At 63.8% G+C, this 23159-nt stretch carries 22 protein-coding genes and 1 pseudogene; 18 read left to right on the top strand and 5 right to left on the bottom strand.

Going from position 1 to position 23159, the window contains the following annotated elements; genetic code table 11:
* The 3 genes and pseudogenes from RT028_RS13975 to RT028_RS13985 form a co-directional block, all read left to right on the top strand.
* A pseudogene (locus RT028_RS13975) lies at window positions 1–287 on the top strand (succinate--CoA ligase subunit alpha); the annotation flags it as partial.
* 363 nt (window positions 288–650) lie between these two features.
* Window positions 651–1964 (top strand): branched-chain amino acid transport system II carrier protein, encoded by a 1314-nt coding sequence (gene brnQ, locus RT028_RS13980; RefSeq protein WP_312935704.1) that lies wholly within the window; start codon window positions 651–653, stop codon window positions 1962–1964.
* Window positions 1965–2148: 184 nt separating this feature from the next.
* The gene (locus tag RT028_RS13985) at window positions 2149–2898 is read left to right on the top strand and encodes a DUF599 domain-containing protein (RefSeq protein ID WP_312935706.1); all 750 of its coding nucleotides are present in this window, start codon (window positions 2149–2151) and stop codon (window positions 2896–2898) included.
* Between the two features lie 70 nt (window positions 2899–2968).
* Here the strand turns inward: RT028_RS13985 and RT028_RS13990 are convergent, their stop codons facing one another.
* Complete coding sequence (locus tag RT028_RS13990; RefSeq protein ID WP_312935708.1) at window positions 2969–3256, bottom strand: hypothetical protein; 288 nt, start codon at window positions 3254–3256, stop codon at window positions 2969–2971.
* 364 nt (window positions 3257–3620) lie between these two features.
* Here RT028_RS13990 and htpG point away from each other — a divergent pair, with 364 nt between their 5' ends.
* The 3 genes from htpG to RT028_RS14005 all read left to right on the top strand — a co-directional run bounded on the left by htpG (window position 3621) and on the right by RT028_RS14005 (window position 7478).
* Window positions 3621–5528, top strand: a complete 1908-nt coding sequence (gene htpG, locus RT028_RS13995) for a molecular chaperone HtpG (RefSeq protein WP_312935709.1) — start codon at window positions 3621–3623, stop codon at window positions 5526–5528.
* A 94-nt stretch (window positions 5529–5622) separates the two neighbouring features.
* Window positions 5623–6348 carry a dienelactone hydrolase family protein gene (locus RT028_RS14000; RefSeq protein WP_312935711.1) on the top strand — a complete coding sequence of 242 codons (726 nt, stop codon included), beginning with the start codon at window positions 5623–5625 and terminating at the stop codon, window positions 6346–6348.
* A 125-nt stretch (window positions 6349–6473) separates the two neighbouring features.
* Window positions 6474–7478: an amidohydrolase family protein gene (locus RT028_RS14005; protein ID WP_312935713.1), complete on the top strand. Its 1005-nt coding sequence runs from the start codon at window positions 6474–6476 to the stop codon at window positions 7476–7478.
* 72 nt (window positions 7479–7550) lie between these two features.
* Here RT028_RS14005 and fabB read toward each other — a convergent pair whose 3' ends face one another.
* From fabB to RT028_RS14025, 4 genes are all read right to left on the bottom strand, one after another.
* Entirely contained in the window at window positions 7551–8771 is a 1221-nt protein-coding gene (fabB, locus tag RT028_RS14010; RefSeq protein WP_312935715.1) for a beta-ketoacyl-ACP synthase I, read from the bottom strand.
* 11 nt (window positions 8772–8782) lie between these two features.
* A complete protein-coding gene (gene fabA, locus RT028_RS14015) occupies window positions 8783–9298 on the bottom strand; it encodes a 3-hydroxyacyl-[acyl-carrier-protein] dehydratase FabA (RefSeq protein ID WP_312935717.1) in 516 nt (171 codons plus the stop codon).
* Window positions 9299–9524: 226 nt separating this feature from the next.
* Window positions 9525–11441: an ATP-binding protein gene (locus RT028_RS14020; RefSeq protein WP_312935718.1), complete on the bottom strand. Its 1917-nt coding sequence runs from the start codon at window positions 11439–11441 to the stop codon at window positions 9525–9527.
* The gene (locus RT028_RS14025; protein ID WP_312935720.1) at window positions 11438–12331 is read right to left on the bottom strand and encodes an ABC transporter substrate-binding protein; all 894 of its coding nucleotides are present in this window, start codon (window positions 12329–12331) and stop codon (window positions 11438–11440) included. The genes RT028_RS14020 and RT028_RS14025 overlap by 4 nt, the downstream gene beginning before the upstream one ends.
* Before the next feature lie 406 nt (window positions 12332–12737).
* Here RT028_RS14025 and RT028_RS14030 point away from each other — a divergent pair, with 406 nt between their 5' ends.
* From RT028_RS14030 to RT028_RS14085, 12 genes are all read left to right on the top strand, one after another.
* Window positions 12738–13763 carry an NAD(P)H-dependent glycerol-3-phosphate dehydrogenase gene (locus tag RT028_RS14030; RefSeq protein WP_312935721.1) on the top strand — a complete coding sequence of 342 codons (1026 nt, stop codon included), beginning with the start codon at window positions 12738–12740 and terminating at the stop codon, window positions 13761–13763.
* Window positions 13764–13778: 15 nt separating this feature from the next.
* Entirely contained in the window at window positions 13779–14114 is a 336-nt protein-coding gene (locus RT028_RS14035) for a DUF4389 domain-containing protein (protein ID WP_312935722.1), read from the top strand.
* Complete coding sequence (sixA, locus tag RT028_RS14040; RefSeq protein ID WP_312935724.1) at window positions 14111–14566, top strand: phosphohistidine phosphatase SixA; 456 nt, start codon at window positions 14111–14113, stop codon at window positions 14564–14566. Before RT028_RS14035 ends, sixA begins: the two co-directional genes overlap by 4 nt.
* A 98-nt stretch (window positions 14567–14664) precedes the next feature.
* Window positions 14665–15012, top strand: a complete 348-nt coding sequence (locus tag RT028_RS14045) for a hypothetical protein (RefSeq protein WP_312935726.1) — start codon at window positions 14665–14667, stop codon at window positions 15010–15012.
* A gap of 97 nt (window positions 15013–15109) precedes the next feature.
* On the top strand, window positions 15110–15898 hold the full coding sequence (locus RT028_RS14050) for an alpha/beta hydrolase (protein WP_312935727.1): 789 nt from the start codon (window positions 15110–15112) through the stop codon (window positions 15896–15898).
* Window positions 15895–16749, top strand: coding sequence for an alpha/beta fold hydrolase (locus tag RT028_RS14055; RefSeq protein ID WP_312935729.1), 855 nt, complete (start codon window positions 15895–15897; stop codon window positions 16747–16749). The genes RT028_RS14050 and RT028_RS14055 overlap by 4 nt, the downstream gene beginning before the upstream one ends.
* A gap of 109 nt (window positions 16750–16858) precedes the next feature.
* Window positions 16859–17653, top strand: coding sequence for a DUF4892 domain-containing protein (locus RT028_RS14060; protein ID WP_312935731.1), 795 nt, complete (start codon window positions 16859–16861; stop codon window positions 17651–17653).
* 11 nt (window positions 17654–17664) lie between these two features.
* Window positions 17665–18726, top strand: coding sequence for an AI-2E family transporter (locus tag RT028_RS14065; RefSeq protein ID WP_312935733.1), 1062 nt, complete (start codon window positions 17665–17667; stop codon window positions 18724–18726).
* Window positions 18727–18967: 241 nt separating this feature from the next.
* Window positions 18968–19057, top strand: a complete 90-nt coding sequence (kdpF, locus tag RT028_RS14070) for a K(+)-transporting ATPase subunit F (protein WP_312935735.1) — start codon at window positions 18968–18970, stop codon at window positions 19055–19057.
* A gap of 8 nt (window positions 19058–19065) precedes the next feature.
* The gene (gene kdpA / locus RT028_RS14075) at window positions 19066–20760 is read left to right on the top strand and encodes a potassium-transporting ATPase subunit KdpA (protein WP_312935737.1); all 1695 of its coding nucleotides are present in this window, start codon (window positions 19066–19068) and stop codon (window positions 20758–20760) included.
* Window positions 20761–20770: 10 nt separating this feature from the next.
* Window positions 20771–22819 (top strand): potassium-transporting ATPase subunit KdpB, encoded by a 2049-nt coding sequence (gene kdpB / locus RT028_RS14080; RefSeq protein WP_312935739.1) that lies wholly within the window; start codon window positions 20771–20773, stop codon window positions 22817–22819.
* Window positions 22820–22829: 10 nt separating this feature from the next.
* Window positions 22830–23159: potassium-transporting ATPase subunit C (locus tag RT028_RS14085; protein ID WP_312935741.1), on the top strand; the 330-nt coding region annotated here is incomplete at its 3' end.

Raw genomic sequence — 23159 nt, forward strand, 5'->3', positions numbered from 1 at the left:
AGACCGAAGCGATCGTCATGATCGGTGAGATCGGCGGTTCGGCTGAAGAAGAGGCAGCTGCCTACATCAAGGCCAACGTCACCAAGCCTGTCGTTTCCTACATTGCGGGCGTTACTGCCCCTGCAGGCAAGCGTATGGGCCATGCTGGCGCCATCATCTCTGGCGGCAAAGGCACTGCGGACGAGAAGTTCGCTGCGCTGCAAGACGCCGGTGTGAAAACCGTGCGTTCGCTGGCAGACATCGGCAAGGCCCTGGCCGAGCTGACTGGCTGGGAAGTGAAGCACTGATACGCTGATTTCTCCCTTGCAACACAGAAACCACCCTCGGGTGGTTTTTGTGTTTCTGGCCAATCGATCAATCCACGCGATCAACAGCATAAGAATATTCGTACAGACGCCTGGGCTATCAGCAGGTAACTTTCCTACCTATCGAGTCGTTTAAACGACAAGAACAGTCGCTCATCGGACGTGGCCGCATGGCGCCGTGTGTTTTCCCGGTAAATTCGGTAACCTACGCGCCATTTTGTGCCCGATCCCCAAAAGGGACCGACACGCTAAACGGGTCTGGCTCATCACGCCGGGCAGCATTTCCCTCATCCCCAGGGCGATCCCTTCTCGAATCCCGATTTCAGCAGTGTGGTACTTCCCTAAATGAAAGTTTTAAAAGGCCAGGACATCCTGGCGCTTGGCTTCATGACATTTGCCCTGTTCGTGGGCGCAGGCAATATCATCTTCCCGCCCATCGTCGGTCTGCAGGCTGGGCCCAATGTGTGGATGGCAGCGCTGGGCTTCCTGGTTACAGCCGTCGGTTTGCCGGTGATTACCGTGGTCGCCCTGGCCAAGGTCGGCGGCGGTATGGATGCCCTGAGCAGCCCGATCGGCAAGTTCTTCGGTGGCTTGCTGGCAGCGGTGTGCTACCTGTCGGTCGGCCCGCTGTTCGCTACACCACGAACTGCAACCGTGTCGTTCGAGGTGGGTGTAGCCCCCTTGACCGGCGAGAGTCCGCTGGCGCTGTTCATCTATAGCCTGGTCTACTTCCTGATCGTGCTGGCCGTGTCGATGTACCCCGGCAAGCTGCTCGACACCGTCGGCCGTTTCCTGGCACCGCTGAAGATCATCGCCCTGGCTGCGCTGGGTATCGCTGCCTTTGCCTTGCCCGCTGGCAGCATTGGCGATGCGCAACCGGCCTACGTGGCGGCGCCCTTCTCGCAGGGTTTCATCAGTGGTTACCTGACCATGGACACCCTGGGCGCGCTGGTCTTCGGCATCGTGATCGTCAATGCCATCCGCTCGCGCGGTGTCGAGTCGCCTCAGCTGATCACGCGCTATGCCATCATCGCCGGCCTGATCGCGGGTGTGGGCCTGGCCCTGGTGTACATCAGCCTGTTCCGCCTGGGCTCGGGCAGCCATGCCATCGCCATGGGCGCGAGCAATGGTGCGGCGGTATTGCATGCCTACGTGCAACACACGTTCGGCTCGCTTGGCAGCGGCTTCCTTGCCGTGCTGATCGCCTTGGCCTGCCTGGTCACTGCCGTGGGCCTGACCTGTGCCTGCGCCGAGTACTTCAGCAAGATCCTGCCACTGTCGTACCGCACCCTGGTGGTGATTTTGGCCGGCTTCTCGCTGCTGGTGTCGAACCTGGGGCTGACCAAGCTGATCATGTTCTCGATCCCGGTACTGACAGCCATCTACCCGCCCTGCATCGTCATGGTGGCCCTGAGCTTCGTCAAGGAGCTGTGGAATTCGCCTGCTCGGGTGCTCGGGCCGGTCATGCTGGTATCGCTGCTGTTCGGCGTCATCGATGCCATAAAAGGCAGCGGGCTGGCGCATTACCTGCCGGAATTTGCGGCCAACCTGCCGCTCAGCGACCAGGGCCTTGCCTGGCTAGTGCCGTCGGTAGGCGCGTTGGTGCTGTGCTTTGCGCTCGATCGCGTGCTGGGCCGGCCTCGCGAAGCCCTGGCCTGATTGCCCTCAGGTCGGCGCATGGCGGCCACAAGCACTGAGCCAGCGCCTTGTTCGAAGCCCGAGACCCCGCATTGACCTGCGGGGTTTTTTTTGGCTTCAAAACGCGTGGCGCACGTGCCTTTTCTCATGGCGAGGCGTCGAACAGCGGTCTACCCTGTGCACCGTTCATCGTTCGGGACTCTTCATGAACTTTGTTGAAAACAATCTGAGCCATCTGCTCGCTGTCTGCTGGTTCGCCCTAGCCTGGGGCGGTTATACGCGCTATGCCATCTGGAAAGCGCGCGACACCGCGTGCCTGGCGAGCGTGCTGCACCTGTATCGAGAAGACTGGATGCGCCGCATGCTGCTGCGCGACAACCGCATTGCCGATGCCAGTGTGATTGGCAATCTGGAGCGCAACGCCTCGTTCTTCGCCTCCAGCACGCTGATCATCCTGGCCGGTATCCTCACGGTGCTGGGCGCCTCCGACCGGGCGCTATCGCTGCTGGCCGACATCCCCATGGTTCAGCCGGCAACCCAGGGCATGTCAGAGATCAAGCTGCTGTGCCTGGCGATGGTGTTCGTGTACGCCTTCTTCACCTTCAGCTGGTGCATGCGCCAATACAATTTTGCGGCGGTACTGGTGGGCTCGGCGCCCATGATCGGCGAGCGGCAGGTCAGTGAACTGCAACGCAAGGCGTTCGCTGCGCGGGCTGCACGCGTGTTATCGCTGGCGGCCAACCAGTTCAACCTCGGCTTGCGCGCTTATTACTTCGCCATGGCGTTATTGACGTGGTTCATCAGCCCATGGATGTTCATGTTGACCACGGTTGGCGTAGTGCTGATTCTCTACCGCCGCGAGTTCTATTCCGATGTACTTCAAGTGATGGTCTTTACGCCCACCGAAAGTGCACCTGCGGAGGCGAGCAAAGAGAGCGCGGTAGAGCAGTCGTAAACAACTGGCCTACAAAATCCGCGCATAAAAAAACCCGGCAGTGCCGGGTTTTTTTATTACCGCCGAACAATTACTGTTTGGCAGGCTCAGCAGGCACGCTGCCTGGTGGGGTATTGGTCGGTGCAGAGTCATCGCGCGCTTCTTCAGCGGCCTTCTGCTGGGCTTCAGCCTGATCAGCAGCGGCTTTGGCGTTTTCCTTGTTGGCTTCGTTGACTTTCTCCTGAGCGTCACCCATTTTTTCCTGGGCTTTCTCAGCATGTTGTTGTGCATCCTGAGCCTTGTCTTCGCTCGCTTTATCGCAAGCGGCCAAGCCCATGGTGGCGGCCAGCATCAGAGCAAAAGCAAAAGGTTTACGCATGATTGTGTATCTCCATTGGTGGAATAAGTGACTTGTTGCTAAGAGTTGTGACCTGCGAAAGAAGTTCCACCGTCCTGGCAGATATCTACTGCAGCGTCGTAAAAACACGCGAAGAGGTCTTATCAGCTCAGCGCTTATTGCGATGAGGCACTAACGGGTTATGCGATGTGGCCACTGACGATGCGGTCTCCTGAATCTGATCAGCACCAGGCTGCTCGCTGCTCGGTCGCGAGCTGGCCTTGCCGATCGCTGCTTCGGCCCTTGAAATGGCCGGCCCAGCCCCCATCTGCTTGTCATCCCGCCCTGAAAGCAGCCCTTGGCGCTCACGGCGACCCCCCGCCAATCGATTGGAGTTTTGAAGACCATGAGTGTAGAGACTCAAAAGGAAACCCTGGGCTTCCAGACCGAAGTGAAGCAACTGCTGCACCTGATGATCCACTCCTTGTACTCGAACAAGGAAATCTTCCTGCGCGAGCTGATCTCCAACGCCTCCGACGCCGCTGACAAGCTGCGCTTCGAGGCCTTGGCCAAGCCTGAGCTGCTGGAAGGCGATTCCGACCTCAAGATCCGCGTCAGCTTCGACAAGGCCGCCAATACCGTCACCCTCGAAGACAACGGTATCGGCATGAGCCGTCAGGACGTCATCGCTCACCTGGGCACCATCGCCAAGTCCGGCACTGCCGACTTCATGAAGAACCTCACGGGCGACCAGAAAAAGGACTCGCACCTGATCGGTCAGTTCGGCGTGGGCTTCTATTCTGCGTTCATCGTGGCTGACAAGGTCGACGTGTTCAGCCGCCGCGCGGGTCAGCCGGCCTCTGAAGGCGTGCATTGGTCGTCCAAGGGCGAGGGCGACTTCGAAGTCGCCAATGTCGAAAAACCGCAGCGTGGCACGCGTATCGTTCTGCACCTAAAGGCCGCTGAAGACGAGTTCGCTGACGGCTGGCGCCTGCGCAACGTGATCAAGAAATACTCCGACCACATCGCGCTGCCGATCGAGCTGCCCAAGGAGCAGCCTGAAGCTGCCGAAGGCGAAGCGTCGCCGGCCGAGGAGTGGGAAACCGTCAACCGCGCCAGCGCGCTGTGGACCCGCTCGCGCACCGAGGTCAAAGACGAGGAATACCAGGAGTTCTACAAGCACATCGGCCACGACTTCGAGAACCCGCTGGCCTGGAGCCACAACAAGGTCGAAGGCAAGCTCGAATACAACTCGCTGCTGTTCGTGCCGGCCCGTGCACCGTTCGACCTGTATCAGCGTGAAGCGCCGCGTGGCCTGAAGCTGTACGTACAGCGTGTGTTCATCATGGACCAGGCCGAATCCTTCCTGCCGCTGTACCTGCGCTTCATCAAGGGCGTTGTCGATTCCAATGACTTGTCGCTGAACGTCTCGCGCGAGATCCTGCAGAAAGACCCGATCATCGATTCGATGAAAACCGCGCTGACCAAGCGCGTGCTGGACATGCTGGAGAAACTGGCGAAGAACGAGCCTGAGCAATACAAGGGCTTCTGGAAGAACTTCGGTCAGGTGCTGAAGGAAGGCCCAGCCGAAGACTTCGCCAACAAGGAAAAAATCGCCGGCCTGCTGCGCTTCGCCTCCACCCAGGACGACAGCGGCGAGCAGAGCATATCGCTGGCCGATTACCTGGCCCGTGCCAAAGAAGGCCAGGACAAGGTCTATTACCTCACTGGCGAGTCCTACGCGCAGGTCAAGAACAGCCCGCACCTGGAAGTCTTCCGCAAGAAAGGCATCGAAGTGCTGCTGCTGACCGACCGCATCGACGAGTGGCTGATGAGCTACCTGACCGAGTTCGACGGCAAGCAGTTCGTGGATGTCGCCCGGGGTGACCTGGACCTGGGTACCCTGGATTCCGAAGAGGACAAAAAGGCCCAGGAAGAAGTCGCCAAAGACAAGGAAGGCCTGGTCGAGCGCCTTAAAGCCGCATTGGGCGAGAGCGTTGCCGAAGTGCGCGTCTCCCATCGCCTCACCGATTCGCCAGCGATCCTGGCCATCGGCGAGCAGGACCTGGGCTTGCAGATGCGCCAGATTCTCGAGGCCAGCGGGCAGAAGGTGCCCGATTCCAAGCCGATCTTCGAATTCAACCCGAGCCATCCGCTGATCGAGAAGCTGGATCACGAGCAGAGCGAAGACCGTTTCGCCGAACTGTCGCACATCCTCTTCGACCAGGCGGCCCTGGCCGCCGGTGACAGCCTGAAAGACCCGGCTGCCTATGTGCGCCGTCTGAACAAGCTGTTGGTCGAGTTGTCTGCTTGAGTTGATGCGCTAGCACGAAAGCCCGCCTCGGCGGGCTTTTTTCATGGGGCCGCGCACTGCGCGCCGGCCCGGGTGAGGGTTTGAGGAGAACTGCATGAGCAAGGTCATCATCGAATCACTGACGTACCACGCGTCGGGCAAGGCATTCGAGAGCCGCCTGGTCTATGCCCAAGGCGCGTTGCAACAGCCCGCGCTGGTCATGGCGCCGAACTGGATGGGCATCACCGAAGGCGCCGAGCGCATTGCCAAGGAAGTCGCCAGCCGCGGCTATGTGGTGCTACTGGCGGACCTGTACGGTCAAGGCGTACGACCGAGCAATGCTGACGAAGCCGTCGCTGCCATGACGCCGCTGAAGAATGATCGCCAGCAATTGCGCACGCGCATGAACGAGGCGCTGGCACAACTGCTCGGCCAGTCACGCGCGCTGCTGGCGCCGGGCAAGGTGGCAGCGTTCGGCTTCTGCTTCGGAGGTTGCTGCGCGCTGGACCTGGCCCGTAGCGGGGCAGACATCCGCGCCGCGATCTCTTTTCACGGCACGCTGGACGCTCCGGTGCCCGACGATGCCAGGCAGATACAGGGTGCAGTCCTTGCGCTGCATGGCGCGCAGGATCCGTTGGTGCCGAGCGAGCAACTGCCGGCATTCGAAGCCGAAATGTCTGCCGCCAACGTCGACTGGCAACTGACCAGCTACGGCGGTGCGGTGCATTCGTTCACCGACCCGGAGGCCAATGTGCCAGGCAAGACGCAGTACAACCGCAAAGTCTCCGAGCGCGCCTTCACTGCGATGTACAACCTGCTGGACGAAGTCTTCAGCCGATAGTCACTGCCTCTCCTGCCCGGCACCGCAGGCTGCCCTCGTGCAGCCGGGTGTAGGGCAGGGCAGTGCTGAACCCTTCACTGCAGGCATGGGTCTATCGGGCTTCAATCTGATGAAGGAAGCCCCCCATGATTGCCCGTGCGCTCGCCGCCCTGGTGTGTTCCAGCCTGCTGCTGCCCTTGTGCGAGGCACGCGAGTATCGCTACAGCGATGCTCACCTGCATTACGTCGACTTCTTCCAGGAAAGCGAAGGCATGCCTGCGCTACTCAAGGCCATGGACCAGGCCGGGATCGAGCAGTCGATGATCTCTGGCATTCCGGTGGCCAAGAAGTGGCATGAGGACGAACCCAAGCGCCCTCGCTACTATGCCGGGGACGACGCCAGTGCCTATTGGTACAGCGCCACGGACGTGTATGTGGCGGCGGCGCTGCAGGCGCTGAGCCCCGAGCAGCGCAAGCGCTTCCATCCGTTTCTCAGCGGTTTCAATCCGGTGGACAAGAATTCGGTCAAGCACATCGAGCGCATGCTCGACCTCTATCCGGGGCTGTGGCAGGGCATTGGCGAAGTGTTCACCCGTCACGACGACCTGACGGCACTGACCAGTGGTGACACGCCTCGCGCCAACAACGAGGCAATGAACCTGATCTACGCGCTGGCTGCGACCCGTGACCTGCCGGTGCTGGTGCATTCCAACATCACCTCCAAGCGCGAGCGCAACACGCTGTACCTGGAGGAAATCGAAGAGCCGCTGCGTGATCACCCGCGTACCCGTTTCATCTGGGCGCATGCCGGCAGCAGCCTGGAAATCCACCGTCACCAGACGCAGATGAAGTTCCTCCTGCCAACCCTGACTCGGCTACTGGAGACCTACCCGAATCTCTATGTGGACCTGTCCTGGAGCGTTCTGCAGCCGTACCTGCTGGATGAGCACGGCACGCCTCGCCAGGGCTGGGTAGCGCTGGTCGAGCGCTTCCCGGACCGCTTCATGCTCGGCTCGGACGTGGTGGGGCGCTTTTCCAGCCTGGGTGAGCAGTTGCATGGGTTCGATCCGTTTCTCGATGCGTTGCCGCAGGCCGTGGCGAACAAGGTGGCGCGCGACAACTTCCTCGACGTCCTGCCCAAGGCGCGCTGAGCACAAAGGCCCGAGCGCAGAAACGAAAACGCCCCGAACCAGTCGGGGCGTTTTCAGTGGTTGCTCAGGCAATCACTTGCCGGTCCAGCGCTTCAGGACGAGGGTGGCGTTGGTCCCGCCGAAACCGAAGCTGTTGCTCATCACGGTGTCGATCTTCGCGTTCTCGACCGTGGTGCGCTGAATCGGCAGGTCAGCGACCGCCGGGTCCAACTCTTCGATGTTGGCGGAGCCGGCGATGAAGTTGTTTTCCATCATCAGCAGGCAGTAGATCGCCTCGTGCACGCCTGCAGCGCCCAGCGAGTGGCCGGACAGGCTCTTGGTCGAGCTGATGGGCGGGGCCTTGTCAGCGAACACTTCACGGATGCCTTTGATCTCGGCGATGTCACCGACCGGGGTCGAGGTGCCGTGGGTGTTCAGGTAGTCGATCGGGGTGTCGACGGTGGACAGCGCCTGCTGCATGCAGCGGATAGCGCCTTCGCCGCTCGGTGCGACCATGTCGTAGCCATCCGACGTCGCACCGTAGCCGACGATTTCAGCGTAGATCTTGGCGCCACGGGCCAGGGCGTGTTCGAGTTCCTCGACCACGACCATGCCGCCGCCGCCAGCGATGACGAACCCATCACGGTCGGCATCGTAGGCGCGCGAAGCGGTTTCGGGGGAGTCGTTACGCTTGGTCGACAGCGCGCCCATGGCATCGAACAGGAAGGACTGGCTCCAGTGCTCTTCTTCACCACCACCGGCGAAGACGATGTCCTGCTTGCCCCACTGGATCTGCTCCAGCGCGGTACCGATGCAGTGAGCGCTGGTGGCGCATGCCGAGGAGATCGAGTAGTTGATGCCCTTGATCTTGAACGGAGTGGCCAGGCAGGCCGATACCGTGCTGCCCATGGTGCGGGTGACGCGGTACGGACCGACACGCTTGACGCCTTTTTCGCGCAGGGTATCGAGCGCTTCCATCTGGTTCAGCGTGGAGGCGCCACCGGAACCGGCCACCAGGCCGGTACGCGGGTTGGACACCTGCTCGTCGGTGAGGCCCGAGTCCTTGATGGCGTCCTGCATTGCCAGGTAGGCATAGGCCGCAGCGTGGCCGACGAAACGGAACACCTTGCGGTCGATCAGCTCTTCGAGGTTCAGGTCGATGGAACCGGAAACGTGGCTACGCAGGCCCTGTTCCTGGTATTCGGGGTTGAAACGAATGCCCGGGCGGCTGTGGCGCAGGCTCTCGGTAACAGTAGCTTTGTCATTGCCCAGGCACGAAACGATGCCCAGACCAGTGATAACGACGCGGCGCATGCGAATGACCCTTAGAAATTGTCAGTGGAGGTGAACACGCCGACCCGGAGGGCTTCGGCGGTGTAGATCTCGCGACCATCGACGCTGACCGAACCATCGGCGATGGCCATGTTCAGCTTGCCCTTGAGAACGCGTTTGATGTCGATCTTGTAGGTGACCTTCTTCGCGGTAGGCAGCACCTGGCCGAAGAACTTCACTTCACCCGAACCCAGGGCCCGGCCGCGGCCAGGCAAGCCTTGCCAGCCCAGGTGAAAACCGACGAGCTGCCACATGGCATCGAGGCCCAGGCAGCCCGGCATGACCGGATCGCCTTCGAAATGGCAGGCAAAAAACCACAGGTCAGGCGTGATATCCAGCTCGGCGACCAATTCACCTTTGCCGTACTTGCCACCCTCGGAACTGATGTTGGTGATGCGATCGACCATCAGCATGTTGGGGGCGGGCAGTTGCGCATTACCTGGGCCGAACAGCTCACCGCGACTGCAGCGCAGCAGGTCTTCCCGAGTAAAGGCGTTTTGTTTGGTCATGCGAGCTCCTCAATAACCCCCTGTGGCAGGGGACGAATCTTCCCGGCCAACCCCTGAAGACCAGGAGGTTCCGGGGCGGCAGCCTACAGGTAGACTATTGCGTTGTAGTGAAAGTCACAGTGCACCCGGCAAAGAAGTACAGGTGTTCACTGAAACGTGCATTTTCAGGATCTGCGGCGGTCCTGTCCAGTGTTTGGCCGAACATTAAGCGTGAAGCAATTCTACATCAATCGCTACCCGGCACGCTGCGCTCTGGCAGCCAGCGCTGCAGAACGTCCAGCAATTCGGTGCGTTTGAGCGGTTTACTGAGGTAGTCGTTCATCCCGGCTGCCAGGCAACGTTCGCGATCACCCTGCAGCGCGTTGGCGGTCAGGGCAATGATCGGCAGCTCGCCGCCTGTCTCCAGCGCACGAATGCGCCGGGTCGCCTCGTAGCCGTCCATCAGCGGCAGGCGGCAGTCCATCAGCACTGCCGCAAAGGCCTGTTGCTGAACCTGCTCCAGGGCCTGTTGGCCATCGCCAGCCAGGCAGGTCGTGAAGCCCAGGCTGCGCAACATCGCCTCGATCACGCTGCGGTTCACCGGGTTGTCCTCGACCAGCAGGATCGGCTGGTCGGCGCCCGATGCCGTAGCCGGGGAGGGCGGGGTCGTGCTCAGCGTGGGCAGTTGCGACAGGGCCAGCGGGATTGCCAGGGTGAAGGTGGAACCCTGGCCCTGGCGGCTCTGTGCGTGCAACGCGCCGCCCATGCGTTCGGCCAGCGTCCGGGCGATCGACAACCCCAGGCCGGTGCCCCCATAGCGTCGGGAGATCGAGCTGTCGGCCTGCTGAAACGCCACAAACATGGTTTCCAGGCGGTCACTGTCGATGCCGATGCCGGTGTCACGCACCGAGCAGGTGAAATGAATCTGCCGTTGCTCGACCTGGCGCCAGCTGGCCTCGATCACCACCTCACCCCGCTCGGTGAACTTCAAGGCGTTGCCGATCAGGTTCAGCAGTATCTGCCGAATGCGCGTGGGATCGCCTACCACCTGCAGCGCACCGAGACTGTCCGAGGCTTGCAGGCGCAGGTTCAGGCCGCGCTGCTCGGCGCTGTGCTGGAACGCGTGCACGCAGTTGCCAAGCAGCTCGCCTAGGTTGAAGTCGATGGCCTCCAGCTGCAGCGTGGTGCGTTCGATGCGTGAGAAATCAAGAATGTCGTTGATGACCTTGAGCAGGTGGCCGGTCGATTCGCTGGCCACGCTGGTGTACTCGGCCTGTTCGGCGGTGAGCTCAGTGGTGTCGAGCAGTTGCAGCATGCCCAGGACACCGTTCATCGGCGTGCGCAGTTCATGGCTCATCATGGCCAGGAAATCTGACTTGGCGCCGTTTGCCTGCTCTGCTTCTTCACGTGCCTGGGCCATCTGGGCCATCGCCTGGCGTTGCTCGTCACTGGCCTGTTCCAGTGCAAAGGCCAGGTTGTTGATGTGCGCCGCCAGATGCCCCAGCTCGCTGTCATCGACCACCGGCACGTGAGCGGTGAAGTCACCTTGCTGAATGGCGCGCACGGCATTGCCCATGTCGCTGATCGGCCTCGACAGCCCGGTGGCCAGCCGCCGCGCCAGGAAAAACGTGAAGAGCAGCGCACCCAGGGCGAGGATGCCCGCCTTGATGACCATTTCCTGCTGACGCTCGCTGAACGCGTCGTCGGACATGCCGACGATCACCCGACCCAGATAGTCGTCGCCCACGCTTGGCGTGCTGCCTGACTGCAGGAAGTCATCGTCGAGGCGAATCTGCTGCAGGCGGATCGGTGCCTGGAACACCTCGACGCGCTGCGCGCGGCTGATGCTTTCGTCCGACTGCTCGACGTACACCAGAATGTGATTGCGGCTGTCCTGGACTTCGAGAAAGCGCACGTGCGGAATGCTCAAGGTGGCGCGCATGAGGCTTTCGAGCATGTCGTTGTTGCCGGAGATGACGCCGTATTCCGAGCCAGGTGCCAATTGGTTGGCGATCAGCTGGCCGGTGTGGTTGAGTTCCTGGCGCAGGTCCTGCAGGCGCACGAAGGTGAAGAAGCCGATCAGCAGCAGCGTCAGCAGCAGCGCCGGGCCCAGGCTGATGATCTGGGTGCGGGTGTGGATGTCCCAGCTCAGGCGCTTGCTCATGGATTCGGGGTTCCTTCGATCACCAGGGCGGCCGTCGTCGAGTCGATCGATTGCAACCCCAGCGTGCGGGCCACCTGCTGGTTGCCGCTGACGCCGAACTGATTCGGGTAAAGGCTGCGCGGCCAGTGCGCGGGCGGCTGATCGAGCAACTGGTCGAGCACGGCCAGCCAATCGGTCTGATCACTGTAGGTGCTGGCCAGCGCGCCGGCACGCACAAACCCCGCCGTAGGCCCCACCAGCGCGATCTGGCGCGCATAACTGCTCAGCAGCAGATTCTTCGCCGTGATGGCGTTGTACAGCTCAGGATCATCCAGGCCCAGCAGCACATCGCTGCTGGCCAGCACCTCGCGCAGGGCGCGGCTGTCACGCGGGCCGGTCCAGGCCTGGGGCACGATCTGCAAGCCCAGCTGGCGTGCCACCGGGTGCAGTTCATCGAGCAGGAAACGGCTGCGCGCACTGTAAAGCACCCCGACCCGGCGCGCCTTGGGCAGCAGGTAATGGATCAGGCGCAGCTGACGCACCGGCGACGGATCACTCCACAACAGGCTGAGAAAGGCGGGGCGAGCGTGCGGCCACCGCTGCTGCGCCTGCACACGGTTGACCCGTAGCACCAGTGCGGTCGGGCCGGCCGCTTCCCCCAGGCGCCAGTCGAGGGCGGCGCGGTCCAGCAGGATGAGGCGCACATCAGACGACAACGCGCCCGGTCGAGGCATCTGTCGCACACTGCGAAACGCCACGGTGTCGCCTGCGCGCCGCGCCTGCAGCCCGGCCGTGAAGCTGCGATAACTGGGTTGGGAGTCGGCGCCGATCAGCAGTACCTCGCTGGCACCGACGCAGGTACTGACCCATGGGAACAGGCACAGCAGTAGCAGTCGCAACGCGCGCGCCATCACGGGTGCACCTCGACGCTGGCCAGGGCGAGGGGGCGCTCGCACGCGCCAGTCGTGCGCCTTGAAACGGTGGCGACGGGCCTATCGCCAGTGCCAGACGCGAAGGCGTGGGATTGTTTGCCCGCCAGCGCGGTCACAGGTTCGAACAGGCGCCCCACACGCCCATGCTGGCCGGCAGACACGGCGATGCCGCCCGGAAGGGCTGTGCACAGCGAGCAAAGTGCGTGGAGGCCAGGGAGCACGGGGCAGCCTTGATTCAGGGGCAAGCCGGCTATGGTAAACCACCGCGCGGCTTTTACCAGTGAACCCGCTGGCGTGGCGTGGCCGCCAAGTAGCGCTGGTGGTGCAAGAGCCCGCCCGTATAATGCGCGTGGCGCAATCAACTCACTGTTTTGATGGATGAAATATGACCCAACAGCAACCTGTCGCGGTGCTTGGAGGCGGTAGCTTCGGCACCGCCGTAGCCAATCTGCTGGCCGAAAACGGCGTGCCGGTGCGCCAGTGGATGCGTGATCCGCAGCAGGCTGAAGCCATGCGCGTCAATCGGGAGAACCCGCGCTACCTCAAAGGCATTCGCCTGCATGACGGCGTGCAGCCGGTCAGCGATCTGCTTGCCACCTTGCAGGCCTGTGAGCTGATGTTCATTGCGCTGCCGTCCAGTGCCTTGCGTACCGTGCTGGCCCCGCACGCGGCGCTGCTCGGCGGCAAGGGCCTGATCAGCCTGACCAAAGGCATAGAGGCGCAAAGCTTCAAGCTCATGAGCCAGATCGTCGAGGAAATCGCCCCTCAGGCGCGGATTGGTGTGCTGTCGGGCCCCAACCTTGCGCGCGAGATTGCCGAGCACGCACTCACCGCCACCGTGGTGGCCAGCGAAGACGAGGTGTTGTGCCAAGAGGTGCAGGCGGTGCTGCATGGCCGTACCTTCCGCGTTTACGCCAGCAACGATCGCTTTGGCGTCGAGCTGGGCGGGGCGCTGAAAAACGTCTACGCGATCATTGCAGGCCTGGCTGCTGCCCTGGGCATGGGCGAAAACACCAAGAGCATGCTGATCACCCGCGCATTGGCCGAGATGACCCGCTTTGCCGTCAGCCAGGGCGCCAACCCCATGACCTTCCTGGGCCTGGCCGGCGTCGGCGACCTGATCGTCACCTGTTCATCGCCCAAGAGCCGTAACTACCAGGTGGGTCAGGCACTGGGGCAGGGCTTGTCGCTGGCTGAGGCGGTCGAGCGGCTCGGTGAAGTCGCTGAAGGCGTCAATACCATCAAGGTGCTCAAGGCCAAGGCTGAACAGGTGCAGGTTTACATGCCCCTGGTCGCGGGCCTGCACGCGATTCTGTTTGAAGGGCGTACGCTGGACCAGGTCATCGAGCACCTGATGCGCGCCGAACCCAAGACCGACGTCGACTTCATTTCGATCGACGGCTTCAACTGATCCAAGGAGTGACACATGAGCGCAACCCCGGAACACAGCCAACGCGAATCGCTTCTGCTGCGCGTGCTGTGGATGCTGGTCTTCCTGTTGGTCTGGCAACTGGCCGAGGTGCTGCTCGGCGCCTTGGTGCTGGTACAGCTGATCTATCGACTGATCTACGGCGCGCCGAGCGCCAGCGTGATGAACCTGGGCGACAGCCTGAGCCAGTACCTGGCGCAGATCGGCCGCTTCGGCACCTTCCACAGCGAGCAGAAACCCTGGCCGTTCGCCGACTGGCCGAGCCCACGCGCGCCGGAAGGCGAAGCGCCGCACGTCGTGCAAGCGGCACCTGACCAGGCGCCCAAGCCGTGAAGCTCTGGGTAATGCGTCATGGTGAGGCCGAGCCACGGGCCAACAGCGATGCCGAGCGCCGGCTGACCGTCCATGGCCGCGAGCAGGTCCTGCACAGCGCCGCGCACCTGCATGGCCGGCCGCTGCAGGCCATTCTGGCCAGCCCCTATGTGCGCGCCCAGCAGACGGCGGCGCTGGTGCACGGTGCGCTGAGCCCGGCTGATGCGGTGATCACCGTGGACTGGCTGACGCCCGATGGCGAGGTCGAGCAGGTCGTCGCCGAACTGGAACGCCTGGGCCTCGAAGAGGTGCTGCTGGTCAGCCACCAGCCGCTGGTGGGCAACCTGGTGGCGATGCTGCAGCACGGACAACGGCACCCGCCCACGCCCATGGGCACGGCCAGCCTTGCCCAGCTGCAAGGCGATTGGCCGTTGCCAGGGCTGATGACGCTCCAGGCCATTCACCACTGCTGAATGGCACGCAACTGACATTTTTGTCAGTTGCCGCTACAAGGCCTCCCTTGCTAGTTTTTGCCTACAACGCTAGGGCAGAGCCCAGGGAAGTCGTCTTGATGAGCATTCGGTATCTGCAACTGGTGGGTTCGGCGCAACTGCAACCCACGATGGCAAAAGTGGACAACCACCAGCCGCTTGATTTCGCGGAGTACCGGATCCTGCAAGACTGTGCAAACGCTCGACTCGATCAGCTGATTCGCAAGTTCGACGACCTCGAAGACCTCGAAGAGCTGCGCGTGATCAGCGGCCGCATGGCGCATCTGTTGCAGAGCAGTTGCCTGGCACTGCGCCAGCGCGCGCTGGAACGCCCCGACCAGGCGTTGGCCCGCGATGCGCTGTTGGCTCAGGTGGCTTACATGCAGGCCTGCCTGAGGCGCTCCTTGCTCAGCTTCGACGAAACCTGACTGACCTGATCGGCGTGGGCAATGACCGTTCTGGACGTTGCCGCGGCGTGAGCGGCCACCGACAATGGGCCACCCCTCCGTGTCCGGACCTGGCGCCATGCCGCAGCCCATCTTCTTCGCTCATGCCAATGGCTTCCCCTCGGCCACCTACGGCAAACTGTTTGCCGCGCTGGGTTCCGATTACGAGGTCAGCCACCTCGACCAGCATGCGCACGACCCGCGCTTTCCCGTCGATGACAACTGGCAGCAACTGGTCGCCGAACTGCTCCACCACCTGGCCCTGCAGACGGCGCCTGTGTGGGGCGTTGGGCATTCACTGGGTGGATTGCTGCACCTGCACGCCGCCTTGCGTGCGCCGCAGTTCTACCGCGGCATCGTCATGCTGGATTCACCGCTGCTGACCCGCGCCGATCAATGGATGATCCACTTGGCCAAGCGTTTGCGATTCATCGACCGCATCACCCCGGCCGGGCGCACCCTGGGACGGCGTGCAGCTTTCCCGGACCGTGACAGCGCCCGTGCCTACTTCGCCGGCAAGACGTTGTTCCGCGCGTTCGACCCCGACTGCTTCGAGGCCTACCTGGAGCATGGTCTACAAGCTGCCGAGCAGGGTCTGCAGCTGCGCTTCGACCCCGCCACGGAAATCAGCATCTATCGCACCCTCCCGCACATCAGCCCCAAGCCTGCCCGCCAGCTGCACTTGCCCGTGGCGCTGGTGCGGGGCGCCGCCAGCGCAGTGGTGCGGCGGCATCACGGCTGGGCGATGCGTGGCTTGCCCCGGGGCGAGTATCACTGCCTTCCGGGTGGGCACATGTTTCCACTGGAGCGGCCGGCTGACACTGCTGCGCTTCTCAGGGCGCTGTTGGCGCGCTGGGGGCACGGATGACGGCCGGTGCTGAAGAAGTCCGCCTGAATCTTGGCCACATCGAGCTGGCCGCGCAGCTATTCGGGCCGGCCGACGGTCTGCCGGTGATTGCCTTGCATGGTTGGCTGGACAACGCCAACAGCTTCGTTCACCTGGCGCCGCAGCTGCGTGGCTTGCGTATCGTCGCTCTGGACCTGGCCGGGCACGGTCATTCCGCACACCGCCCGCCTGGGGCGAGCTACGCGTTGGCCGACTACGCCTTCGATGTGCTGTGCGTAGCCGAGCAGCTGGGGTGGAAGCGCTTTGCGCTGCTCGGTCATTCGCTGGGCGCAGTGATCAGCGTGCAGCTGGCCGGTGCACTGCCCGAGCGGGTCAGTCATCTGGCGCTGATCGATGGCGTGGTACCCCCCACCGGCGCGCAGACTGATGCCGCCGAGCGTCTTGGCATGGCGCTGACTGCCCAGTTACGCCGGGAGGGCCGCCCGAAAACCGTCTATCGCACGATCGAAGAAGGTGTCAGGGCACGCATGAGCGGCATGGTGGCGGTCAGTCAGGAGGCCGCCGCACACCTGGCCCAGCGCGGCCTGATGCCGGTGCCGGGAGGCTACAGCTGGCGCAGCGACAGCCGCCTGACGCTCCCGTCGCCGATGCGTCTGAGCGAGCCGCAGGCGCTGGCTTTCGTGCACCGGGTTCAGTGCCCGGTCTGCCTGGTGGTGGCGGGCGAGGGCCTGTTGGCACGCCACACTGCGCTGCTCGAGCAACTACCCTTTACCCAGAACGTGCTGCCAGGGGGGCATCACCTGCACCTGAACGACACCGTGAGCGCAGGCCTTGTTGCAGACTGTTTCAATCGCTTCTTTGGCTTTCCTTGACTTGCACCCGGCAAGTGCCGAGGCTTGCCGGGCTGACTAGGGAGAGAGTCGTTTCCATGCCAAACATCCAAACACGTCATTCCGGCCCCCTGGGCCGTGAGGGTGGCCGATGAGCGCTACCGTTTCCGTGCGCAGCGCCCTGGGCCTGTGCTTCGCGTTGTCCAGCCCCTGGCTGATGGCTGCAAGCCTGCCAGTGCCGCAGGACGCAACCGTCGTCGATCAACGCCCAGCCGTGGAACAGGAACGCGTCTACCCCATGGGCCCATTGCGCAAGATCAGCGGCCGCCTGCGCGTCGATGACAAGGTCGAGGCCCGCGGGCAGGTCAGCTCGCTGACCTACGAGTTGCCGGTCGAGCGCAGTGCCCGCGAGGCCTTCACTCAGGCGCGCGAAGCGCTGCAGGGTGAGGGCGGTTACCCGCTGTTCTGGTGCCAGGGCCGTGATTGCGGTGAGGCCAGTCTGTGGGCCAACGATGTGTTCGCCAACGCGCGGCTCAACGGCGGCGACGAACAACAAGCCTTCATTCTGCTGCGCCGCTCGGCCGAAGAGGCCGACACCCTGGTCGCGCTGTATAGCGTCACCCGTGGCAATCGTCGCGCTTACCTGCACGTCGAGGAATTCGTCGCGGCGGCGCCACTGGGCGAACTGCTGCCGACCGCCGCCACGGTGCTGCGCGAGATGCGCGACACCGGCAAGCTGGACTACCCCGACCTGGCTGAGCCACAACCGGCCTGGGTCACCCTGCTCGGGCGCAGCCTGAACCTCGACAGCACCCTGCGCGCCACCTTGAGCGGCGCCGAGGCTGAAGCCTGGCGCAAGCAACTGATCAAGGCCGGCGTGCGCAGCGCACGGCTCGAGGTCGGCGATGTCGCCACCGAGGGGCTGCACCTGGAGCTGATCCGCTGAGTATCCCGTCCATGCCCAACCATGACCGTCTGTTCGTGCAGATTCTGTTGCTGGCCCTGCTGGGCGCTGGCCTGTGGGTCATGGCGCCGTTCATTTCCGCGCTGCTGTGGGGCGCCATCCTGGCGTTTGCCAGCTGGCCGTTGATGCGCCTGCTGACCCGGGTGCTGGGCGGTCGCGAAACCCTGGCCGCTGGCATTCTCACCGGCGCGTGGATCGTGGTGGCGGTGCTGCCGCTGGTGTGGCTGGGCTTCAACCTGGCCGATCACATCCGCGATGCCACTGCGTTCGTCCGTGACGTTCAGGTCGATGGCCTGCCAGAGGCGCCGACCTGGCTGGGCGCCATCCCGCTGGTGGGTGAGCGGCTGGTTGGCATGTGGGACACCGTCGATCAGCAGGGGCCCGCGCTGCTGGCCTCGGTCAAGCCCTATCTGGGCCAGACCGGCAACTGGCTGCTGGCCCGCAGTGCGCAGATCGGCGGCGGCATCCTCGAACTCAACCTGAGCCTGGTCTTCGTGTTCTTCTTCTACCGCGACGGGCCGCGCCTGGCGGCGTTCGTACTGCGGCTGCTGCAACGGTTGGTCGGCGAGCGCGCCGGCTACTACCTGGACCTGGTCGCCGGCACCGTGCAGCGGGTGGTCAACGGGGTGATCGGCACGGCGGCGGCGCAAGCGGTGCTGGCCCTGATCGGCTTTCTCATTGCAGGTGTACCCGGCGCCATCGTGCTGGGCCTGGTCACCTTCATGCTCAGCCTGATCCCCATGGGCCCGCCGCTGGCCTGGCTACCGGCCACTGCCTGGCTGGCCTGGAAGGGCGAGTACGGCATGGCCGTGTTCCTCGGGATCTGGGGCACGTTCGTGATCAGCGGCGTCGATAACGTGCTCAAGCCCTACCTGATCAGCCGCGGCGGTAACCTGCCGCTGGTGATCGTGCTCCTGGGGGTATTTGGCGGGTTGATCGCCTTCGGCTTCATCGGCTTGTTCATCGGCCCCACGTTGCTGGCGGTGGGCTATAGCCTGTTGCTCGACTGGAGTCGCAACCCGACCAGCAGCGGCACGCCACGGCAGACGGAGTAGACCGGCAGCACGCGCCACTGACTGAGCCTTGCCACGCTCATCATCGCGCATCCGAGGTGATGTGACAGCGCCGCCCGCTGCCCGGGGCAGACCCACCGGGCAGCGCCGGCTCGCGCTGTTCAGGCCGCTGTTTTTACGGATTCTTTACGCGCCAGCCCGGCAATCACGCTCGCCCCTTTACGCCCCTTCCTCAGACAATTTCCCCAAGGCACTCAACGCCATCATCCCGGGGAATCGATCGATGTCCATCCTTGACACCCTTTCACTGCTGCTGGCCCTTGGGCTGGCGGTCTACCTGCTGGTGGCGCTGCTGCGCGCCACGCGCAGTTAGGAGTGGCCATGCACAGTCATGACTACGCACTACTGCTCGGTTTCTTCCTGCTGGTCCTGCTGCCCGCACCGTGGTTGGGACGTTTCTACCACCGTGTGATGGAGGGCCAGCGTACCTGGCTGAGCCCAGTCCTGAGCCCGCTTGAACGGGCTGGCTATCGCCTGGCGGGCATCGATCCAAGCCGTGAGCAGACCTGGCAGCAATACACCCTGGCGCTGGTCACCTTCAACCTGGCTGGGCTGGCGCTGTTGCTGGCCGTTCTCACCCTGCAAGGTGTTCTGCCCCTCAACCCGCAGCACCTGCCAGGGCAGTCGTGGTCTCTGGCCTTCAATACGGCCGTGAGCTTCGTGACCAACACCAATTGGCAGGCCTACAGTGGCGAAGCGTCGCTCAGCGTGTTCAGCCAGATGCTCGGACTGACCGTGCAGAACTTCGTCAGCGCCGCCACCGGCCTGGCCGTGCTGGTTGCCCTGTGCCGCGGCATCGCACGGCGCTCGGCCAGCAGCATTGGCAACTTCTGGGTCGACCTGACCCGCGCCACACTCTACGGCCTGCTGCCGCTGAGCCTGCTCTTGGCCATGCTGCTGATCTGGCAGGGCGTGCCGCAGACCTTCATCGACCAGATTCAGGCCGTTACCCTTCAGGGCAGTGACCAGACCTTGCCCCTCGGCCCGGTCGCCAGTCAGGTAGCGATCAAGCAACTGGGCACCAATGGCGGCGGTTTCTTCGGCGTCAACTCGGCACACCCGTTCGAAAACCCCAGCGCCTGGAGCAACCTGTTCGAACTGGTGAGCATCGTGCTCATCCCCATCGCGCTGGTCTTTACCTTCGGCCATTACGTCAAAGACCTGCGTCAAAGCCGTGCGATTCTCGGCTGCATGCTGGCGCTGTTCCTGCTCGGCGGCGCGACGGCCTTGTGGGCCGAGTACCAGCCCAACCCGGCGTTGGCCAGTGCCCTGGTCGAACAGAGTGCGCCTTTGGAGGGCAAGGAATCGCGCTTCGGCACGACGGCTTCGGTGCTGTGGGCGGTGACCACCACGGCAGCCTCCAACGGCTCGGTGAACGCCATGCACGACAGCCTCAACCCGCTGACCGGCCTGGTGGCGCTGACCAACATGATGCTCGGTGAAGTGATCTTCGGCGGCGTCGGGGCAGGGCTGTACGGCATGTTGCTGTTCGTGCTGATCGCAGTGTTTCTGGCTGGGTTGATGATCGGGCGGACGCCGCATTATCTGGGCAAGTCGCTGCAGGCCCGGGAGGTGAAGCTGCTGGTCGCGACCTTGCTGGTGATGCCGGTCGGTGCACTGGTGCTCGGCGCGGTGGCAGCCAGTTTGCCGGGTGCCGCCGGAGCGTTGAGCAATCCTGGGCCGCATGGGTTCAGCCAGCTGCTCTACGCCTATACCTCCAGCACCGCCAACAACGGCTCGGCGTTCGCCGGTTTTGCCGCCAATACCCCGCTGCATAACGTCTTGCTTGGGCTGGCCATGCTGATTGGCCGCTTCGGCTACATCCTGCCGGTGCTGGCGCTGGCCGGGAGCCTGGCGGCCAAGCGCGCCGCTGCGTCCGGCGCGGACAGCTTCCCCACCCACGGCCTGCTGTTTGCCAGCCTGTTGCTGATGACCGTGCTGCTGGTGGGCGGGCTGACCTTCCTGCCGACCCTGGCCCTTGGGCCGATCGCCGAACACCTGAGCCTGGCCTTCTGAGGAACCCACCATGAACTTGCCTGTTGCCGATGTCGGCACCCCTGCCAGCCAGGCCACGCGTTTGCGCGCGCTGTGGCGCCCAGCGCTGGTACAAGCCTTCGTCAAGCTCGACCCGCGTCAACTGAAACGCTCACCGGTGATGCTGGTGGTGGCCGTGACTGCACTGTTGACCACGCTGCTGTGCGTGGTCCCTGACAACGGCGTCAGTACCGGCGTTGCCGTGCAGATCACCCTGTGGCTGTGGTTCACCGTGTTGTTCGCCAACTTCGCCGAAGCCCTCGCCGAGGGGCGCGGCAAAGCCCGTGCTGACAGCCTCAGGGCCGGCAGCCAGGGACTGACCGCACGCCGCCGGGGTGACGACGGACACTTCTCGGCCGTCGCGGCCGGCATGCTGGTCAAGGGCGATGTGGTCGAGGTCCGCGCCGGTGAGCTGATTCCGGCTGATGGCGAGGTGCTCGAAGGCATCGCTGCCGTCAACGAGTCGGCCATCACGGGTGAATCAGCGCCGGTGATCCGTGAGTCTGGCGGTGATCGCTCGGCAGTTACCGGCAATACGCGCCTGGTCTCCGACCGTCTGCTGGTGCGCATCACCAGCAACCCGGGCGAATCCACCGTCGATCGCATGGTGGCGCTGGTCGAGGGCGCCACGCGGCAGAAGACCCCGAACGAGATCGCGCTCGACCTGCTGCTGATCGGCCTGACGCTGGTGTTTCTCATCGTGGTGGTGACCTTGCAGCCGTTTGCGCGTTTCTCCGGAGCAGGGCTGCCGCTGATCTTTCTCGCGGCGCTGTTGGTGACGCTGATCCCAACCACCATCGGTGGACTGCTGTCGGCCATCGGTATCGCGGGCATGGACCGGCTGGTGCGGCTCAACGTGATCGCTCGCTCCGGGCGTGCGGTGGAAGCCGCAGGGGATGTCCAGACGCTGTTGCTGGACAAGACCGGCACCATCACCTTCGGCAACCGCCGCTGCACCGCCTTGCACAGCGCCCCGGGGGTCACCACGGAAGCACTGGCCCATGCTGCCTTGATGGCCTCGTTGGGCGACGACACCGCCGAGGGCAAGTCGGTTGCCGAGTTCGTCCGCACCGCCCATGCGTTCGTCGAGCCCGACGCCGCTGAGTGCCAGACCATCGCTTTCAGCGCGCAGACCCGGCTATCCGGGGTCGACGTCGGGCCGCGACGCTACCGCAAGGGCGCTGTCGATGCCGTGCTTGAGGTTGTCGGCCTGGCCGACGCGCAACTGCCGGCCTCGTTACAGGCCGAGGTCGAGCGCATCGCCCAGAGCGGGGGCACGCCGTTGCTGGTCTGCGTCGACGAGCGCCTGATGGGCGCCATTCACCTCAAGGATGTGGTCAAGCCCGGTATCCGCGAACGCTTTGCCGCCCTGCGCGCCATGGGCATCCGCACGGTGATGATCACCGGTGACAACCCGCTGACCGCCGCCGCGATCGCCGCCGAGGCCGGGGTCGACGATGTGCTGGCCCAAGCCACCCCGGAGAAGAAGCTGGCGCGCATCCGCCAGGAGCAGGCAGAAGGCCGCTTGGTGGCCATGTGCGGCGATGGTGCCAATGATGCGCCGGCCTTGGCCCAGGCCGACGTGGGTGTGGCCATGAACGAAGGCACGCAAGCGGCTCGCGAGGCGGCCAACATGGTCGACCTCGACAGTGATCCGACCAAGCTGCTGGACGTGGTGCAGGTCGGCAAGGCGCTGCTGGTCACCCGTGGTGCGTTGACCACCTTCTCCATCGCCAATGATGTGGCCAAGTATTTCGCCATCCTTCCGGCGCTGTTCACCGCCATCTACCCGCAGCTCGGTGTGCTCAACCTGATGCGCCTGCACAGTCCGCAGAGCGCGATCCTCTCGGCCATCGTCTTCAACGCGCTGATCATCGTCGCGTTGATTCCCCTGGCGTTGCGCGGCGTGCCGGTGCATGCCACCAGCGCGGCCCAGCTGCTGCGTCGCAACGTCCTGATCTACGGCCTCGGTGGGCTGCTGGTGCCGTTCGCCGGCATCAAGCTGATCGACCTGCTGCTCACTGCCCTGAATCTGGTCTGAGGAGACTGCCATGACGTCTTATCTGCGCCCGGCGCTGTGTCTGTTGCTAGTGCTGACCCTGCTGACAGGCGGGCTCTATCCCTTGCTCGTCACCGGGCTGGGCCAATGGCTGTTCCCGGCCCAGGCCAACGGTAGCCTGCTGCGCGATGACGCCGGCCATGTGCGCGGCTCGGTGCTGATCGCCCAGCCGTTGAGCGGTGCCCGCTGGTTTCAGTCGCGGCCTTCGGCTGGCGACTACGCCACGCTGCCGAGCGCTGCCAGCAACCTGGCGCCGAGCAATCCGGCGCTGGTGCAACGCGTCACTGCTGCCGCCCAGCGCTGGCAGGGCGACCGCCAAGGT

The sequence above is a fragment of the Pseudomonas sp. genome (genome assembly GCF_032058845.1).
GTDB lineage: Bacteria > Pseudomonadota > Gammaproteobacteria > Pseudomonadales > Pseudomonadaceae > Aquipseudomonas.

Excerpts from the sequence above, each read along its gene's own strand:
- brnQ (WP_312935704.1), top strand. The coding sequence starts at position 651 with ATGAAAGTTTTAAAAGGCCAGGACATCCTGGCGCTTGGCTTCATGACA.
- RT028_RS13985 (WP_312935706.1), top strand. The coding sequence starts at position 2,149 with ATGAACTTTGTTGAAAACAATCTGAGCCATCTGCTCGCTGTCTGCTGG.
- RT028_RS13990 (WP_312935708.1), bottom strand. The coding sequence starts at position 3,256 with ATGCGTAAACCTTTTGCTTTTGCTCTGATGCTGGCCGCCACCATGGGC.
- htpG (WP_312935709.1), top strand. The coding sequence starts at position 3,621 with ATGAGTGTAGAGACTCAAAAGGAAACCCTGGGCTTCCAGACCGAAGTG.
- RT028_RS14000 (WP_312935711.1), top strand. The coding sequence starts at position 5,623 with ATGAGCAAGGTCATCATCGAATCACTGACGTACCACGCGTCGGGCAAG.
- RT028_RS14005 (WP_312935713.1), top strand. The coding sequence starts at position 6,474 with ATGATTGCCCGTGCGCTCGCCGCCCTGGTGTGTTCCAGCCTGCTGCTG.
- fabB (WP_312935715.1), bottom strand. The coding sequence starts at position 8,771 with ATGCGCCGCGTCGTTATCACTGGTCTGGGCATCGTTTCGTGCCTGGGC.
- fabA (WP_312935717.1), bottom strand. The coding sequence starts at position 9,298 with ATGACCAAACAAAACGCCTTTACTCGGGAAGACCTGCTGCGCTGCAGT.
- RT028_RS14020 (WP_312935718.1), bottom strand. The coding sequence starts at position 11,441 with ATGAGCAAGCGCCTGAGCTGGGACATCCACACCCGCACCCAGATCATC.
- RT028_RS14025 (WP_312935720.1), bottom strand. The coding sequence starts at position 12,331 with ATGGCGCGCGCGTTGCGACTGCTACTGCTGTGCCTGTTCCCATGGGTC.
- RT028_RS14030 (WP_312935721.1), top strand. The coding sequence starts at position 12,738 with ATGACCCAACAGCAACCTGTCGCGGTGCTTGGAGGCGGTAGCTTCGGC.
- RT028_RS14035 (WP_312935722.1), top strand. The coding sequence starts at position 13,779 with ATGAGCGCAACCCCGGAACACAGCCAACGCGAATCGCTTCTGCTGCGC.
- RT028_RS14045 (WP_312935726.1), top strand. The coding sequence starts at position 14,665 with ATGAGCATTCGGTATCTGCAACTGGTGGGTTCGGCGCAACTGCAACCC.
- RT028_RS14050 (WP_312935727.1), top strand. The coding sequence starts at position 15,110 with ATGCCGCAGCCCATCTTCTTCGCTCATGCCAATGGCTTCCCCTCGGCC.
- RT028_RS14055 (WP_312935729.1), top strand. The coding sequence starts at position 15,895 with ATGACGGCCGGTGCTGAAGAAGTCCGCCTGAATCTTGGCCACATCGAG.
- RT028_RS14060 (WP_312935731.1), top strand. The coding sequence starts at position 16,859 with ATGAGCGCTACCGTTTCCGTGCGCAGCGCCCTGGGCCTGTGCTTCGCG.
- RT028_RS14065 (WP_312935733.1), top strand. The coding sequence starts at position 17,665 with ATGCCCAACCATGACCGTCTGTTCGTGCAGATTCTGTTGCTGGCCCTG.
- kdpF (WP_312935735.1), top strand. The coding sequence starts at position 18,968 with ATGTCCATCCTTGACACCCTTTCACTGCTGCTGGCCCTTGGGCTGGCG.
- kdpA (WP_312935737.1), top strand. The coding sequence starts at position 19,066 with ATGCACAGTCATGACTACGCACTACTGCTCGGTTTCTTCCTGCTGGTC.
- kdpB (WP_312935739.1), top strand. The coding sequence starts at position 20,771 with ATGAACTTGCCTGTTGCCGATGTCGGCACCCCTGCCAGCCAGGCCACG.